The organism is Devosia sp. CN2-171 (assembly GCF_049354815.1).
Taxonomy (GTDB): domain Bacteria; phylum Pseudomonadota; class Alphaproteobacteria; order Rhizobiales; family Devosiaceae; genus Devosia_A.
In genome coordinates this window covers 1,877,768-1,894,012 of record NZ_CP186479.1, presented here as the reverse complement: position 1 = coordinate 1,894,012, position 16,245 = coordinate 1,877,768, and the positions used below count along the sequence as shown (strand labels likewise).

The 16,245-nt window shown below is 59.7% G+C and carries 9 protein-coding genes and 1 tRNA gene; 1 reads left to right on the top strand and 9 read right to left on the bottom strand.

Translation table 11 applies throughout. The features are described 5' to 3' along the window. Nucleotides 1–451: 451 nt before the first annotated feature. A complete protein-coding gene (locus ACOYW5_RS09365) occupies nt 452–3,922 on the top strand; it encodes an AAA family ATPase (protein ID WP_423068978.1) in 3,471 nt (1,156 codons plus the stop codon). Between the two features lie 11 nt (nt 3,923–3,933). On the opposite strand, the gene ACOYW5_RS09360 is transcribed toward ACOYW5_RS09365, so the two are convergent. The 9 genes from ACOYW5_RS09360 to ACOYW5_RS09320 all read right to left on the bottom strand — a co-directional run bounded on the left by ACOYW5_RS09360 (nt 3,934) and on the right by ACOYW5_RS09320 (nt 16,243). Continuing rightward, nucleotides 3,934–4,287 (bottom strand): winged helix-turn-helix domain-containing protein, encoded by a 354-nt coding sequence (locus tag ACOYW5_RS09360; RefSeq protein WP_423068977.1) that lies wholly within the window; start codon nt 4,285–4,287, stop codon nt 3,934–3,936. Between the two features lie 49 nt (nt 4,288–4,336). Further along, entirely contained in the window at nt 4,337–5,974 is a 1,638-nt protein-coding gene (locus tag ACOYW5_RS09355) for an AAA family ATPase (RefSeq protein WP_423068976.1), read from the bottom strand. A 6-nt stretch (nt 5,975–5,980) separates the two neighbouring features. Continuing rightward, nucleotides 5,981–10,003: an Eco57I restriction-modification methylase domain-containing protein gene (locus ACOYW5_RS09350; protein ID WP_423068975.1), complete on the bottom strand. Its 4,023-nt coding sequence runs from the start codon at nt 10,001–10,003 to the stop codon at nt 5,981–5,983. Next, nucleotides 9,967–13,215, bottom strand: a complete 3,249-nt coding sequence (locus ACOYW5_RS09345) for a helicase-related protein (protein ID WP_423068974.1) — start codon at nt 13,213–13,215, stop codon at nt 9,967–9,969. Before ACOYW5_RS09345 ends, ACOYW5_RS09350 begins: the two co-directional genes overlap by 37 nt. Nucleotides 13,216–13,761: 546 nt before the next feature. Further along, nucleotides 13,762–13,837: transfer RNA gene (locus tag ACOYW5_RS09340), tRNA-Phe, on the bottom strand. A gap of 203 nt (nt 13,838–14,040) precedes the next feature. Next, the gene (yacG, locus tag ACOYW5_RS09335; RefSeq protein ID WP_423068973.1) at nt 14,041–14,250 is read right to left on the bottom strand and encodes a DNA gyrase inhibitor YacG; all 210 of its coding nucleotides are present in this window, start codon (nt 14,248–14,250) and stop codon (nt 14,041–14,043) included. Between the two features lie 6 nt (nt 14,251–14,256). Beyond that, nucleotides 14,257–14,895 (bottom strand): Maf-like protein, encoded by a 639-nt coding sequence (locus ACOYW5_RS09330; protein WP_423068972.1) that lies wholly within the window; start codon nt 14,893–14,895, stop codon nt 14,257–14,259. An 8-nt stretch (nt 14,896–14,903) separates the two neighbouring features. After that, the gene (gene infA, locus ACOYW5_RS09325; RefSeq protein WP_035082742.1) at nt 14,904–15,122 is read right to left on the bottom strand and encodes a translation initiation factor IF-1; all 219 of its coding nucleotides are present in this window, start codon (nt 15,120–15,122) and stop codon (nt 14,904–14,906) included. A 155-nt stretch (nt 15,123–15,277) separates the two neighbouring features. Continuing rightward, nucleotides 15,278–16,243 carry a UPF0262 family protein gene (locus ACOYW5_RS09320; protein ID WP_423068971.1) on the bottom strand — a complete coding sequence of 322 codons (966 nt, stop codon included), beginning with the start codon at nt 16,241–16,243 and terminating at the stop codon, nt 15,278–15,280. Nucleotides 16,244–16,245: the final 2 nt, after the last annotated feature.

Below are 16,245 nucleotides of genomic sequence, written 5' to 3'. Positions count from 1 at the left end.
CATGGCGAAGTGGCGTGTAGCCCAGGGCTTCTATGTGACCAGTTCGGCGCTGCCGCGCACACTGCTGCTCAGAAAATCCGGAAAGCGAGAGCCGTTAAGGTCACCCCGCGACATCCCAGCTCTCCATAGATATTCTCCCTCCGCCACAAATCGTCGAGATCCCAGCCTCGGCACGTCGAAGATCACATCACTGCCCCCATGATCAACTGGGCCTGATGTCTACTAGTCGTTGCCACGCACAGGCAAAATAGACATTCTATTCCAATTTCACGGAGGTAGCGGATTGCCAACACATGTTACGGCGCGGCTTGCTTGGCACAATGATGGTTGGAATGGTGCGATCTGTCGTCGACCCGATCTCAACAGCTATTGTGTAGGATGTAAGTCTTTTCCGGGGGACGTCATTTCCAGGGAGCGCAAGCTTGACCTTGAGAAGATCCACGCCGGCAAAATGGGCAACACTATCGATGGATATGTCCCACCCTGCAGCTACAGCTACAATGCGTTTGGCTTGGAGGAGGCTCCTTCTGCTTCCAATCCTCCCGAGTTCTTTTTCGGCGGAGCCGGGCGGGCCGAGTGGACCCTGCCCCCAGCGACGGTGAGCATTTGGCCTTACGAGGCAATGTATGCCGCTGAGGTCAAGGCCGAGGGATTTCTCGACAACAACACACGTCGAAAGCTCACCCTAGAATTCTTCAAACCCATCCAGGACGACGTCGGCAACAACCTTATTTTCTACTATGCAAACTATTCCAACCCGCTCTCGGAGGATGATGCGCCGCGCTACGCTATCATTGGCGCATCGCGCATCGTCAAGCTCGGTGCGGAGCTGCTCTACGCTAATCCGTCCGAGGACGTTCAGAGGAAATTCGCGGGCGGTATGGTGTGGGCGCGCGATGTCACGTCGGCCTACCCAGATGAAGGGGTGAGGCTGCCCTATCATCGGTATCTCGATGAGCCTGAAACACTCGCGGAAATCGCCGTGTTTCCCGAAAACAGCAACCTATGCAAATACGGCTCGAAGCATGTGTCGGACGATGAGGCAATCGGATTGCTCGAGCAGCTTCTCGCCAAGGTGCGCGTTCTCATTGAGATGAATGACCAGAGCGAGGATTGGAGCGTCAGAGAAGCTTGGCTGCTGAAGACGATCGCTGAACTCTGGAAGCATCGAGGACTTTATCCCGGTCTGCTGCGCGCACTCGAGGCGGCCGGCGCCACGGCTCTGATCGATCGTGCCAAGAAACTGGCGATGGAAAAGGGATCAGCCGAGGCCCATGCGCAGGCGTTCGCCTTCCTCGACGTGGGAACGAGCAACAACATCAGCGCGGGACTAGACATGGCGGAGCGAAGCCGCATCGCCCGCAACTGGAAACTGCAGGCGGACGATGCGCGCTTGTTGCTGCGTGATGTCCTCCCTCGCTTCGATCTGTCAGCGGAGGCGATGTCTGCGATCGCGTCGGATGGGCGCGATGTGTGTGGCCTCGCCGTATCCGGTGGCGAAATTGCCGCAAACCCTTATGTGCTCTGTGAATCGTTTTGCGGCGAGTCACCTGATGATCGCTTAGCGTGGAGCAGGATTGACCGGGGCGTGCTACCCGCTCCCGAGGTTGGCGGAAAGCCGCTCTCCGATATGGAGCTGAACGATGCCCGACGCTTTCGGGCGCTTTGCGTCGATCAGCTGCGTCAGGAACCGAGCCACACATTTCGTTTCGCCAAGGACGTACTTGTCGAGATCGCTCAGCGCATGGGCCGGCTCCCCGCATGGAAACAGGCAGAATTCCATTTGCGCTATTTCGAGGTGGATGCAGAGTTTCTTGGCGGTGCGCTAACGCTCAATGAGCTCGAACCCGGACTCGCCATCTATCTGAAGCATATCTACGAAGATGAGCGAGACATCGAAGGGATCCTGGCCGCGATGGCCACGCGGCCGGATATTGACCTCCGCCGACCGGTGACCGCCGACGACTGGACGAGCTGGGTTTACAAGTCTGGGAGCGTACTGGCGAGGAAGGCAGCGCAGGCCTATGTCGAGGCGACGGACGAGCAGGCCGAAATCTGTGAGCGGCTATTTCGCCGTCCCTTGGCCATCGTGACCGGCGCGGCGGGTACCGGAAAGACGACGGTGATCGAGGCCCTGGTGCGCGGCGTGAGGCGCGCTGAGGGAGAGGGAGCGAGTATCAAGGTACTGGCGCCTACCGGCAAGGCTGCCGACCGCGCGCGCGAAGTGTTCGAGAAGGCAGACCTGCCGCGAGTCGAGACCGTGACGATCCACTCGTTCCTCGCATCGAACGGGTGGCTAAATGAGAACTTGACCCTCAAGCGATTTGGCGGGAAGCGGGCGACGATCGGAACGCTGATCGTCGATGAGACGTCGATGCTCGATCTGGAACTGGCGGCGACGCTCTTCCGGGCCATCGATTGGAACGGGGTTCGCCGGCTGATCTTGGTTGGCGACGCCGGGCAGTTGCCACCCATCGGCCGGGGTCGGATCTTTGCGGACCTGATAAAGTGGCTGGGCAAGTCGTATCCCGACAACCTCGGGCGGCTGCAAAAGAACCTCCGTCAACTGCTCAATGCAGCGGAAGGGCGCGGCAGCGCGATCGTGGCGCTCTCCGAACTGTTTGTTGTCGACGATGAGGACAAGGACGACACCACATCGGAGAACCGCGCGACGCGGCCGGACCAAGAAGAGTTGATCGGACGCATCCACGCCGGTGGTGAGGTCGACAAAGATCTCGACGTCATCTTCTGGAATGAGCCAGCCGAGCTGGCCGCGACGCTGATCGAAGCGATGGAAAAGCTTATGCGCGGGCCGTCTGGCGATCCGACAGTACCGGCTTACAAGGTCTGGCAGGAGGTGCTGAAGGACGACCCGACGGCATTTCAGATTTTGACACCGCACCGCGCCGAGTTGCACGGCGTCGAGGCATTGAATGAGGCGTGCCAGAAGCACGTTTCGGAGTTTGTGATCGCGAAGGTGGGCGCGGTCGACGGCATCACGCTGAATGACAAAGTTATCCAGTATCGAAACCGGCCGAAATCAAACCCGCTTTGGGCCTATGATTCCGCCAAGCGCGAGAGTGTGCAGGTCGAAGTCTTCAATGGAGAAATCGGGACCGTTGGTACCATCGGGTTTGACAGTAAGGTGTGGACTACGCTCAAGACCGGCTACGGCCCTAGGCTCAAGCGCTTCGCGGTCAAGTTCTCAAGAAAGCCAGGACTGACTGTGGGTTATGGTTCCGATGTCCCGCATGGGGGCGCCCGGTACAAACTCACGGAGAGCGTGGAAGGAAACCTCGAGCTCGCTTACGCCGTCAGCGTTCACAAAGCTCAGGGCAGCGAGTTTGGGCACACGTTCGTGGTCGTGCCAGCAAGCGGAAAACGCCCCGTCTCAGCGGAGCTCATCTACACGGCGCTCACGCGAGCCAATCGACACTGCACCCTGCTTATTGAGCGGGACATCAACAGCCTCCTCGACGCACGGCGCCGCGAGAACGCCCAGACGCCCCAAATCAACTCAAGCTTGTTCGAGCTGCATGTCGCCAAGGCAGCCATTCAGAGCCGCGGCGGGTGGTACGAAGCCGGAAAGATCCATGAGGCCCTTAGCGGTGACATGCTCCGTTCTAAATCGGAGGTGATCATCGCCAACATGCTTCATGAACGTGGGATACCGTTTCGGTATGAGCTTCCACTATTCGCTGGAGACGGCACCCTCCGGCTGCCCGATTTCACGGTGACCTGGGCAGGGAAGACGTACTTCTGGGAGCACTTGGGCCGTCTGGACCTTACGGAATACGCAAGTGAGTGGGCAAAGAAGAAGGCCTGGTACGAGCGTTGGTTTCCGGGTCAACTCCTCACGACGGAAGAGGGCCCACATCTGAGTTCCGACAGCCAAGGCGTCATACACGAGCTAGTAGCGTAGCGGCCGAGCGATCACGTCCAATCATCAAGCGTGTCACCGAATGCCTCGTCGAACATCTCATTCCAGCGTTCCTGTTCGTGCAGGATGTGGATGCCCTTGTCGGTGATGCGGTGTAGCCCGTGGCCGCAATTCTCGACTGCACCTTGGCTGTATAGCGAGTTGCTGCGAGATGGGCTGAGGGCGTTGTTGACGAGGTTCTCCCACTTGGCCTCGTTGGGCCGCGTGATCGATCCGGCTCGGTCTGCTTGCGATAGTTCCAACTCCTGGCTCAACACTTCTTTCAGCCGCGCATTTGAGAAGACCGACTTGGTTTGCATCAGCTTAAGGATGTAAAATTGAATCCTGGCTTCGTTAGTGCGTTTCATCGTTCACCCCATTGGTAGCGTGCTGGCCCAAGGTTGTGACATCCAGGCACTAACCTACCTGAGCCTTTCTCTTCTTGATTTCGGCGGTTGGTAAGACCTTGAGGGCGAAGAGCAACTTGTCGACTACCTCGATAGCACCCGTGACTTCACTTGGGGTCACCTCTGGTGTCCCTCCATGCGAGAGGGGGTTGAGGAGGATCGTGGTGTACATCCGAATGGAATCGATGACCGCAGAGTAGTGCCCTTCAGTGTCGAAGCTTCCGACCGCGTCGAGGAACTTCGACGCGGGAAGTACTTCTGGCGGTGCCACGTAAGGGGTCTGGACCTTCTTGACGGCGCAGAATTCTCGCAGAGCAAACTCTGTTGCCAAGCGAGCGGCATTTCCCGCAGCGTGGAGATGACCCTCTTTGAGGAAACGGCGGGCTTGCGCGAGAATTTGACCTGACGCGCTCGAATCCACATCAGTGGCGATCGGTGCGAAAGTGTGGTCTTGAGGTTGATGCAGCTGCCAGTAGGTCCAAAACTTGTCAGCTTGACCGATCCGTTGATACTGCCGGGCAATATCGAACCAGACCCTATCGTGCGTTAGGATAATGATTTGCCAATCCTTAAATTGATCAGCAAGAACATCGAGTAGCGGGACCCTGTTCGCCTGATCAAGACCGATGAGCACATCATCTAGAACCATGATCCGCGGCATGTCGTTGTGGGTTTGGGCCTCCGCCAGCTTTCTGCCGGCAAAGTAAATTGCCAGCGCCAGCGCGGAGAGTCGCGCCTCGTTGAGAAACAGCTGAGGATGATCAACCGGTTCGCCGTGAAAAGTTATCTCAGGAACGACAGAGCGATCGGTATACGTACGAGACTCCTTTGACGCGGCGTTGTTGTAAGCAATCCGCTTGGGAACAAGTTTCGTGACTTGGATGTCGTCGTACCGAAGGCCCTTTAGGATTGGGTTGATGAGCGGCAAGATCGCATCCACGGCTTCGGCAAGGCCGTCGTTGAATTTGCGACTGTCCTCGTCGATCTCGTCACGTTGAGCCTTGCGGATCTGTCCGAGTCTTAGCTTCCCGTCGAGCCGCAACCAGATCTCGCCGAGCCTCTCACCGGTGACCGTCGAATAGTCACGCAACAACTGATCTACGCAGATGTCGAAGAGATTTATTTCTTCGTCGCCATGATCGTAGTTCGTTCGCAGCAGCGAACGATAGTCCAATATCGCCTTCGCGAGGGCAGCATTGACGATGCGCTCGTCAGCAGGGCCAGGGTTGGTGTCTGTAGGATGCCCCGTAGGCGACCATGTCGCCGGCGATTTGCCGTCGTCGTAGGCTATGCGAACGTATCCTTCGCCCTTGCCCGCTACAGGAGTGAACCGGTTGGCTTGGTCTTTCAATTCTTGTGCAAGATCGTTGGGCGAGCGGGCATAGGCGAACAATCCATCCAGGGCCTGGAAGATCGTCGACTTACCCACGCCATTCTCACCGAATAGAAACAGGTTCTTCCCGTCGAGTTCGATGACAACCGGTGTTGGGCCCGGAAAGGCCCGAAAGTCGCAGATCTCGACTGTCTTTATTCGCGGCCTTTTAGCTTGTTCCGCTGCCGCTGCCGCTGCCGGCGCTGCCACTGGCGCAACCTCGCTCGCTGGCGCGGCCTCCAGTAGACCGCCGCCCTTTAGACTATCTGGAAGCATGCCCGACTATCCCTTTCCCTCGATAATCCTAACCACATCGAGTGTCTGAAGGTCGGAGAGCATGACGCGAAGTGGTCGACCTCGACCGAGCTGTTCACGAACGAAGCCTTCGGCGGCGGTGACCAGCTGGTCGCCCTCAAGATTGGAGAGCGCTGCCAAGTTGGCCTCAGATGATGCGTCGAACAGCGTCAATCCACGCGCATGAAGGTCATTGGGGAAATAGAGCTCGTAGACCAGACCGTTGAGGAGCTGTTCGAGCGCAGGGTTCGGAGCAACGGAAAGGGCTGCCGCAAGTGCGTCGATGGTTTGCTGCCGCCCTTCCGAAGTGCGTGCGATGGGGACATGCTGCATCACCTCGGAGAAGGCACGAAGATAGCCTCCTCGCATGGCAGTAGAGACCTGGCGATAGTACCATTCGATCAGGTTGCTGTTGAGGACGGCGACCAGCCAGCGCTCTGAGGTCGGGATGAAGTAGCAGGTGTTCGCTCCGTATGCGCCAGATTCGTCCCAAGCGAAGCTTTGATGTTCGTAGATGTCGGGATAGACGATTTTGGTGGACTCGAATTCTCGCCAGTAAGCAATGTTGTCCTGGATCTCGTACCAACTGTACGACCCCGCTTTTCGCCCTGGCCACTCGCCATCTGTCCAGTCGCTGGGCTTTGGTTCTAGAGAACCCCTGAACTGCGACAGGTGCCGCTTGATCGCCGGATAGGCGTCAATATCGATACCGCGCCGGGTAAAGATGAGCCACATATCCTGCGCTTCCACACGCCAGCGCTTGATGTCGCGGCCACGCAGGAACGGCTTGATGACTTCATCGCTCCTGGGATCGGCGACGATCAGTTCGGCCCGCGTAGCACCGTCGATAACGAACGCGCCATTATAGCCAGTCAGGACGCCGCGATAGAAGCGCCCCTCGACATAGTCGCCGAGCGGCACGCCGGAGGCGCGGATGCGGGCGAGCAGGTCACGCTTGACGGTCGGCTCGATTTGCCAGCCGCTTTTTCCCAGCGCCGTCTGCGGCATGTCGAAGCCGTTTGTCTCAACCATAGCGGGGAACTCTTCTATGGGCGCGTCTTCTCCTAGATCCTGCCAGTTGAGCGCGCGGAACCGGTCCTCTGGTTTAGGGCCAACATGGTCGCGTCGCGTAGCGACGAGGATTGTAGGATAGGCAATTGCGTCGAATACATCGGCGTCGCCAAAATCGATCAGTGCCTCAAGCTTTGCATTGACATTGAACCAGTGCCGCAGGTTCTCGCCGAATTTGGCGCGGAACCATCTGTTCGAGGTGATGTAACTGAAGGTGCCGCCGGGCCTGAGCAGACGGATGCCGCGCTCCACGAAATAGACAAGCAGGTCCGCGGTGCCCGCATAGCTACCCAACGGATCGCCGCGTCTGTCCTTGCCGCCGTAGATTTTCTCGAGCGCAAGCTTCTGGTCAGTTATCTTTTCGTGCCGCACATAAGGTGGGTTACCGATGACGATGTCGAAGCCATCGTGAAGCTGGAACATCCAAAGCGGATCGAAGAAGGGTGCGCTGGCATTCTGGTCGAACGGGTTCCAAGCGGCCGCCCGTCGGGCATCCTCGTGGGGCAATGAGTGCTCGGTTTCAAGTATGCCGGAGAGTTCATCGCGATAGGCCTGGATGAGGTCACGATACTTGCGCTTGGTCGCAATCGTCCGCGCCCCGAAATGGCGCTGCGTTGCACCCTCGATCGCTCGTTCCAGCTCGTCGATACGCGGATTTGCGAAGAGATCGCTCATCGCAGGTCGTTCGAGTGGTATCAGGCTATTGGCAGCCACCAACTTCGTCTCGAGGTTCGGCAGGGGCTTGATCCCGAGGTTGCGGCGGCCTTCATGCGGCTTCTGCTCGACCGCAATGCTGATGAAGAAGCGCAGCTTGGCAATCAGGATTGCGATCGGCTGAATGTCCGATCCGTAGAGGCACTTTTCGATGAGGTGCAGCTTGCGGACATAGTCTGCGAGATCGTTGTCGGCGAACTCCTCGTCGAATGCGGCCAAGGCGTCTTCGGCCTCACTTAACTCAACCTCCCGCCGAGTTACATCATACTTGCGAGCGTTTGCGGCCCGTTGTTCGAGGGGTTCGCGCAGAACCGCTTTCCACCGCGCATTGTCGGGATCCAGCCGCTGCAACACCTGCATCAGCGCTTGCAACATCCCCATCGGAAACGCCCCCGACCCGCAGGCCGGATCCAGCACCTTCAAGTCCTCGATCGCCGCTATCAACGCCCTACGCTCCCTTTCGGAGAACTCTGGCGTGGGCAGGGTGGGATCAAGCAGGGCATGCGCGCGAGCCAGGGAGACGTCCTCACCGGCGTCACGAGCGATACTGGCCGGCCGCTCTAGCGCCAACTCACCGGGACCGGGTCCAAGGTCCAGCACGTCCGTCGACGGGCGCATGCCGCCCTTAGCCATATCAGGACGCAGGACGGCAGCGAACTGGTGCGCCAGCGTTTCACGCACCATGTAGTCTACAACGTAACGCGGCGTGTAGAAGGCACCGGACTTCTTTCGTGCTGTGGTGCTGGTTTCCTCGTTATACGAAGCCAGCAGGTTCTCGAACACCTTGCCGAGCAGTTCGGGGTCCAGCGCGACTTCCTCTTCAACCGAAGTATTTTCTTCGACCGTGAAGACATAGTCCTCGAACAGGGTGAACAGCCCGCGCGCGGTGTAGCTCCGGCCCGCTGTCTCATAGACGGCGTTGAGATCGACCTCGCGCGATCCCCCGAAGAAGATTTCGTTCGGAACATGAATCGGGTTCTTTGGATGATCCGAAAAGCCATCCACGCGCAGCCGTTTGCCATCACTGATTTTCGCGAGGCCCGGATCGCGCGCCAGGTCGCGCTCCGTCAATTCCCGGTCGAGACACTCGAACAAGCCGCCGTTGAGAAAGGGCACCTTGCGGAACAGCTCGAGCGCAGCATCGGGATCGGCGAACAGGTCCTGGTAACGGTAGACGCTATGGATCAGATGGTGCCCATCCTGCCCACCGCCGGCATTCCTTGCTCTCCATCTGCGGCCCTCGCCCATTTCCGTGTTGAGCGTGGCGAAGAAGAGATTCTGCAGAACGGCGCGATAGTAATTTCCCTCGTCCTGCTCAAGGCCGGGATCGGTCTTGAGGAGCGGCCTTATCTGCTCAAGCCGGAACAAGGCATGCGGAATCAGCCCACGCTCCTTTATGAACCAGCAGAATATCACCCGCGTAAGCAAGCGAATGAGCGGCACTTCGGTCTTGCTACCCGCGCCCTCAGGGAAGGTGACGAGGCCGCGCGCCCAAAAGAACCAGTGACTCAGTTCCTTGTAGAATGTCTCATTGAGCGTCTTGGTGGAGAGCGCGGCCTGCCAGCCCGCATATAACTCGTCAAAGTTGGCCGGGCGCGGGCGCATCACCTGATAGTCCAGCTTACCCAGGATGCTGAGATGGCCCCGATGCGGGTGAGCGATCGCGATGTTGAGGATGATCGAAATCCGCCCCGTCTGCACGTCCCGGCCAGCATCGCGCTTGTTCTGGCGACGCTCGCTCGCAGCAAGAGACACGCAGGTCCCGTAGCGAAACAGGATGATGACGGGCATCGGGAACAACGCGTTGACGGCCCTAGTAATGCCCGCGAGCTGGGCACGCTTCCACTCCTCGCCATCCAACCGGATGGCGAGGAAGACGAAGCTGTCGACGATCGAGCGCCCGTACCGCTCGCCCAGATCGATGGCGCTCTGATTTCGACCCAACATCGGGATTTCATCGTTGGTGAGCTGGAAGAGGAAGCGGATTTCGCGCCAGAGGTCGAAATGTGCTTCACGGCGCTCCAGCCTGCCGTCCTGGTCGATCTCCCGGGCGAAAGTCTCCGGGCTACCATCCAGCGCGATAGTTTTAGGACTGCGGTAGCCGAGCGCATCGAGCAGGCCGCGCCCGGCCAGCTCGAGCGGCTGATTGGCAAACGCGCGGAGGGCTCTGTCTATGGCGGCAGTGTCACTCATGAGGTCGCGGCTGCCGGTCGGATAATCAGCCAAGTGATCAGGTCATACTCGGAGTTGGCCCGCGCCTGTGACGCCTCATCCGGAACTTTGGTGCTACGCATGCCGGCTAGCGAGGAGAGAGTCCGCGAAGCTGTGGTTGCACCAACGGATGTGACCGCGGTCGCGATCAGAGCGTCATATCGCTCCATATTCTCGCCCTGTTCAGTCTCGTCGTCGAAGATATTGCACAGCGCTTCGAAGGGCTCCGTATGCCCCAGGCTCAGCGCACGCCAGGCTTCTAGAATGGGTTTGGGTTGGCCGAAGCCGATCCGCACCGTTCCGTCATCTCTCACATAAACAAGATAGAATGGATCAAGGGGGTTGATCTTGGCCTGTTCCGGGTTGGGATCGGGCGGGCGTCGCCTCAAACAGAAGATCACGCCGGGATCTACCCTAGTGCCCTCGCACTCATTGGGGACGATCGCATGAAGCCCTAGTGGCGCGTCGTGCAGCGCCTGCTCATGTGTGCGAGCGAAGCCGAGCAGGTCGGCGCGAAAATCATCCAGCGCGAAATCAGACAGTGATACGCCGCCGCCAGCGTCCTCAAGGTCGAAGACTTCGTTTTTCAGGCGGAGCAACTGTTCGTCACGCCAACGTGCGTCGCTCTCGGCCCCGACGCGCGTGTTGAGTAGATCATCTTCGCCGGTTGCCGAGAGATCGACCAGCGCCATTCGCGCTTCCACGCGATCCTTGAGACGCAGGTACTTGTTGAGATCCTCGGTCGGCCAGAAGTTGACCATGCGAATCGAGGTGTTTCGGCTGCCGATCCGGTCGATCCGCCCGAAGCGCTGAATCAGGCGAACTGGGTTCCAGTGGATGTCCACATTCACCAGCAGATCAGCATCCTGAAGATTTTGTCCCTCGGAAATGCAATCTGTTGCGATGAGAAGGTCGATCTCACCGCTGATCTCGGCGCCGCGCATTGACGAGCGGCGCTTGGCGCGCGGCGCGAAGTTCACCAGCACATCTTGAAAGCGGGGGCGGCCGAGGGTCGTTTTGCAGCCGTCGCCTGTCACGAGTGCGGCCTCAAGCCCACATTCGCGCGCTAGGGGGAGCAACTCGTCATAGAGGTAGCGCGCTGTGTCGGTGAAGGCTGTGAACAAGATGATTTTGCGATTGGTCTCGCCGTCGCGATTGGTGGTCGGCTCGGTTGCCTTGGCGCGGATAATGTCCTTGATCCGATCAAGTTTGGCATCACGATCGGGCGTGACCTTCCGCGCTTCGAGCGCAAGAGCGGAGATTCGCTCTCGGTCGCGCGTCAGTGCTGCCCTCCAAGCAGCCCGGTCGATATGGGTTAGGTTGTATTTAAGCGCACCACCAACCTCAAAGGCTTCTTCCAACTCCTCGTCCACTTCGATCTCGTCGGGGACCGGCGCATCGATCACTGCTGTCGTATCGAAGCTCTCGATGTCGTGGAGCCGCTGGTCGATCCGGGAAACCATCCGGTCCATCGTCAGGCGGAACGAACTTACCGAACTTTCCAGTCGCTTGAGGAAGCCGACCTTCATCATTGCGATCAGGTACTTTTCGCGATTGGCCTGATCGAAATTTCCGCCCTTATCGTACTGCGCGCGATACTTTGGCAGTACGAAGGTCAGCGGGTTGTAGAGCGCAAGCTCCAGCTTGCTGATCGCGCCATCAACATCCTCAAACGCTGGGAAGCCGCGTTCACTGTCGATACTTGCGAAAATAGACTCTGGGATCGCTCGCTTGGGGAAGCCGCCGATCTTCTCCATTGAGGCGGCATAGTGCCGCTCAACATGTTTGCGCGAGCGCGCGATCGTAACACCATCCAGCAGGCCGAAAAGGGCTGCTGGCAGCTTAGTCAGTAGCTCGCCTGCGTTGCGACTTCCGCTTTTTGCCCAATCAGCAAAATGACGGCGCGAACTGCCAATTAACGCACCCAAGTTCGGGACACCTAGCTCGGCGAACCCGTGGCCGTTGTCGGCCGAGATTAGGTCCAGCTGGGCCTTGAGGTCACTTAGGTCGTTGTTCACTGGAGTGGCCGAGAGCAGCAGGACTTTCGTCTTGAGCCCCGCTTTGATGACATCGTCCATCAGTCGTTCGTAGCGGCTCCGCCGCCCCCCGGCGCTCTTGTTTCGCGACGCGCTTCGGAAATTGTGGGACTCGTCGATGACGACTAGATCGTAGTTCCCCCATTCGATCCGCGCGAGGTCGACGTCACCAACCTTCCCTCGCTCGCGCGAAAGGTCCGTGTGAGACAGAACAGTGTAGCCAAACCTGTCCTCGCGCAGCGGGTTCATCTCGCTGTTGTTGGCGGCGAGATAGTCCGTCCAGTTCTCGCGCAGCTTCTTCGGGCAAAGCACCAGCACGTTCTTATTGCGTTTCTCGAACCACTTGATCACGGCAAGGGCGGTGAAGGTCTTTCCCAAGCCAACGCTGTCGGCGAGGACGCATCCGCCATGCTTCTCGATCTTGGCAAGCACTGCGCGAAGACCATCGCGCTGGAAATCGAACAGTGTGCGCCAGATAGCCGTCTGCTCGAACGCCGTCTGCTGGATCAGCGCTTCCTCGGCTGCTTGCTCGATCAGGAAGTCGCCAAATAGGTGGAGTAGCGTCTTGAAATAAACGAACTCCGGCGCCGCATGAGAATAATTGGCCTCCAGCGTACGCAGCACTTCTTGCCGGACATCTTCGGTTAGGCTCGTGTCACTCCACAATTCGTCGAACCAGGTCAGTAGGTCTGCTCGGTCGCGATCGCTATCGACAATCAGGTTGAGCTCGATGTTGGATGAATTGCCCAACCCGAGTCCGTTGATCGTGAAGTTCGAGCTGCCGACCAAGGCGTGTTCGCGCCGGCCATCGTTCACATGTATCAGTTTGCCGTGAAGCAGCCCTGCGCGTTTGACCGAGCGAATCTCAACACGATCTCTGATCCATTGTGCGCAGCGAAGTGCCGCCGCCCGGTGACGGACCTGATCGGTAAGTCGCAGCCCAGACTCGCCAAGCGAGAACGCAGGCGGCACCAGACCCGCATTGTCTGCATCCTTCAGGAACCTTGGCTCGCCAAAAAGGAAGCGCAACTGCGAGACCTGGTCCAGCGTCACTCGGAGGCGATCGTAGGCGAAGGCTGTGAAGTAGGCCGAAACAACTGAAAGCTGACTGCCGGCAACCGCGCGATCGCTAATGAACTCGTGGACCTCGCCCCTGTCGCGATTGTCTCTAATGCCAGAACGAGTGCTCACGCGCTTCCCCCTAAATCGGCCCGATTGATGGCATGAACGGAATTGTAGTGGAAAGCGCATTCTTGAGTGCTGTGGCGATCACAGTCAGGCCATCATCTTCCTCGTCCCCGGGTTTTCTTCTGACCGTAAAGCTCTAGCCCGAGATCGATCGCCTCGTTGGAGCTGCGCCTTAGCAGCTCCAGCTCGGCGGGACTTAGGATTTCGGGAGCCGAGGACGCGGGAGATACCGGACCTGGCACGGTTTTCGGGGGCAAGCTTGAGGTGAATCCGATCGTCATCATCGAACCTCTTTGGGTCGATTAAAGTGGCTAAGACAAATCAGCGTTCCACAGGCGTTGACAAGGATATGAGCTGCACAGCGGCGAACGCCCACCCTACATGAAGATCAATACGGAAGACGCCGACGGTCTCGAGACCACCGCGTGGCTCAGACCGCAATCTCGCCCTAGGCATTCAGCAGAACGGCTGCAGGGTGGACTAAAAGGTGGACCAGTTGCAGTGGTCGCCTGCTAATGCGCTGAAATACTTCGTAATATTTGCAAGAAGTGGTGCCCGGGACCGGAATCGAACCAGTGACACGCGGATTTTCAATCCGCTGCTCTACCAACTGAGCTACCCGGGCAACCGTGGCGCCCGAGGGCGCTGAAGTCGGGCGGTTTATAGGGGGCATTGCCGGGGTTCGCAAGCGCTTTTGGCGGTAGCGGCGAAGGTTGTGGAAGGCAGGTGGAACGCGGCCCTCGCGAGCCCGCAGCACCCCTGGTTTGATCCCAGTTTGCCCGAAGGCAGCGCCGGCTGTCGAGGGCGGATCAGGCCGGCTGCGCTGACCTACTCGTCTTCGTCGCCGGTGTCCGCATCCGGCAGCTTGGCTTCCTCCTCGTCATCCCGCGCGGGGATGACATAGCCGCCCGAAAGCCAGCGGTTGAGGTCGATATCCTGGCAGCGCGCTGAGCAGAACGGGTGGAACTGCTGGCTCGAGGGTTTGCCGCAGATCGGGCAGGGCACCGTCTTCTTGAGCTTGATGATCTCTGCGGTCATGAGGTCTCAGACCGCCGACAGGCTCGACTGGTTGAGCCAGTTGAAGTGGACCGGGTAGCCCTCGCCGGCGAGCAGCGACACCGTCTCGTTGAGCGGTAGCCCGACCACGGCGGAATAGGAGCCCTGGAGCTTCAGCACGAACGCCCCGGCGATCCCCTGGATGGCATAGCCGCCGGCCTTGTCGCGCCACTCGGCGCTGGCGAGGTAGCTCTCGATCTCACGCGCCGACAGCCGCTTGAAGCGGATGCGCGTTTCGACGAGGCGCTTCCGCATGGCGCCGGAGGTGGTGAGCATGGTCACCGCGGTGAACACGCGGTGCGACCGGCCCGAGAGCGTGCGAAGGCACTCGGACGCCTCCTCCATGGTCTCGGCCTTGGGCAGTACGCGGCGCCCGACAGCGACCACGGTATCGGCCGCCAGGACAAGCGCGTTGCCGGCAATGCCCGAGGTGCGCGCCTTGTGCTGCGCCGCGATCGCCTTCTGGTCGGCAAGGCGCTGCGCGAGCTTGCGCGGCAGCTCGTTCTTTTCCGGCGTTTCGTCGATATGGGCAGGAACCAGGTGCTCGGGTTCGATCCCGATCTGGTTGAGGAGCGCCAACCGCCGCGGAGAAGCGGACGCGAGGATAAGCTCGGGACGGCTGGCCATCTTTGCCCTTACTTGAAGCGGTAGGTGATCCGGCCCTTGGTCAGATCGTAGGGCGTCATTTCGCACAGCACCTTGTCGCCGGCGAGAACGCGGATGCGGTTCTTGCGCATGCGCCCGGCGGTGTGGGCGATGATCTCGTGCTCGTTTTCGAGCTTCACGCGAAAGGTCGCGTTTGGCAGCAGTTCTGTCACCACGCCCGGAAACTCGAGCACTTCTTCCTTAGCCATTCTCTCTCCTGAGACGGCCCCACGAAACACGCTACTGACAATGTCGGGGGCTGGATTGGGCGGCAGCTATACTTGAAGCCGCTCGCTTTGTGAACCACCCGCAAAAACGGGCAGTGCGAAACATATGGTGACGTGCCGGCGCAGTTTCCAGCCGCCTAAGCCGCCTTCGGCGCGCCGGCCACCAGCTTGTCGAGCCGCTCGCGCACGCGCTGCTGCAGCGTATCGCGCAGCGTGCGGTAGGCGCTCAGCACCGCCTCGCGATTGCCTTCCGTCTCGGTGGGGTCGGGCATCGGCCAGTGTTCGACCGCGCCTGTCTCGAGGCCGCGCCGCTCCACCGCCTCCGGTGCATCGCCCGAGAGCGTGATGACGAGGTCGAAATGGTTGGCCACCAGCTCGTCCATGGTGTGCGGCGTGTGCACGCTCATGTCGATGCCGATCTCCTCCATCACCTCCTCGACGAAGCCGTCGGCCTTGCCCGAACGCACCCCCGCCGACCGCACGATCAGCCGGCCGGGAAACAGCCGCCGCGCCAGCGCCGCGGCAATGGGCGAGCGCACGGAGTTCATCGAGCAGACGAAGAGCACCGTCGGCAGGTTCGATTCGCGCTCGTCGATCCGGCTCGCGAACGGCTGCACCGCGCAGATCAGCGTGAACAGCCTGCGCGCCGTGTTGAGGTCCATCTCGAGCTTGTTGTCGAGCCGGGTGCGCAGCAGCTCCGCCGCTTCGTTGTGGAGGCCGCGCCGCGCCATGTCGACGGTTTCGATCTGGTTCGACGAGCCCGTCTTGATCGCGTCGTAGTAGCTCTCGCGGATGCGGAAATAGTCGCGGATCAGCCGCCGGAACGGGGTGAGCGACAGGTAGTGCGCCGCGATCGGCTCGTAGGTATCCGGGTTGCGCACATCGAGCAGGATGTAGTTGCCGGTGATCGAGACGTGCAGCGCGTACGGGCCGGTGGCCTTCACGCGTGCCGGCTTGAACACGTTCTCCTCGACGAGGTCGAAGATGGCGATCCGCCACTCATGCACCTCGTCCGGGTTGGTCGAGGTGATGGTGTTGGGGTCGAGCGTAACGGCGACGAGGTGATCGGTCTTGGGATCGAACAGTCGCGCTGAGAGCGTCATCG

Coding starts and splice junctions, on each gene's coding strand:
- ACOYW5_RS09365 (WP_423068978.1), top strand. CDS start 452: ATGGGCAACACTATCGATGGATATGTCCCACCCTGCAGCTACAGCTAC.
- ACOYW5_RS09360 (WP_423068977.1), bottom strand. CDS start 4,287: ATGAAACGCACTAACGAAGCCAGGATTCAATTTTACATCCTTAAGCTG.
- ACOYW5_RS09355 (WP_423068976.1), bottom strand. CDS start 5,974: ATGCTTCCAGATAGTCTAAAGGGCGGCGGTCTACTGGAGGCCGCGCCA.
- yacG (WP_423068973.1), bottom strand. CDS start 14,250: ATGACCGCAGAGATCATCAAGCTCAAGAAGACGGTGCCCTGCCCGATC.
- ACOYW5_RS09330 (WP_423068972.1), bottom strand. CDS start 14,895: ATGGCCAGCCGTCCCGAGCTTATCCTCGCGTCCGCTTCTCCGCGGCGG.
- infA (WP_035082742.1), bottom strand. CDS start 15,122: ATGGCTAAGGAAGAAGTGCTCGAGTTTCCGGGCGTGGTGACAGAACTG.
- ACOYW5_RS09320 (WP_423068971.1), bottom strand. CDS start 16,243: ATGACGCTCTCAGCGCGACTGTTCGATCCCAAGACCGATCACCTCGTC.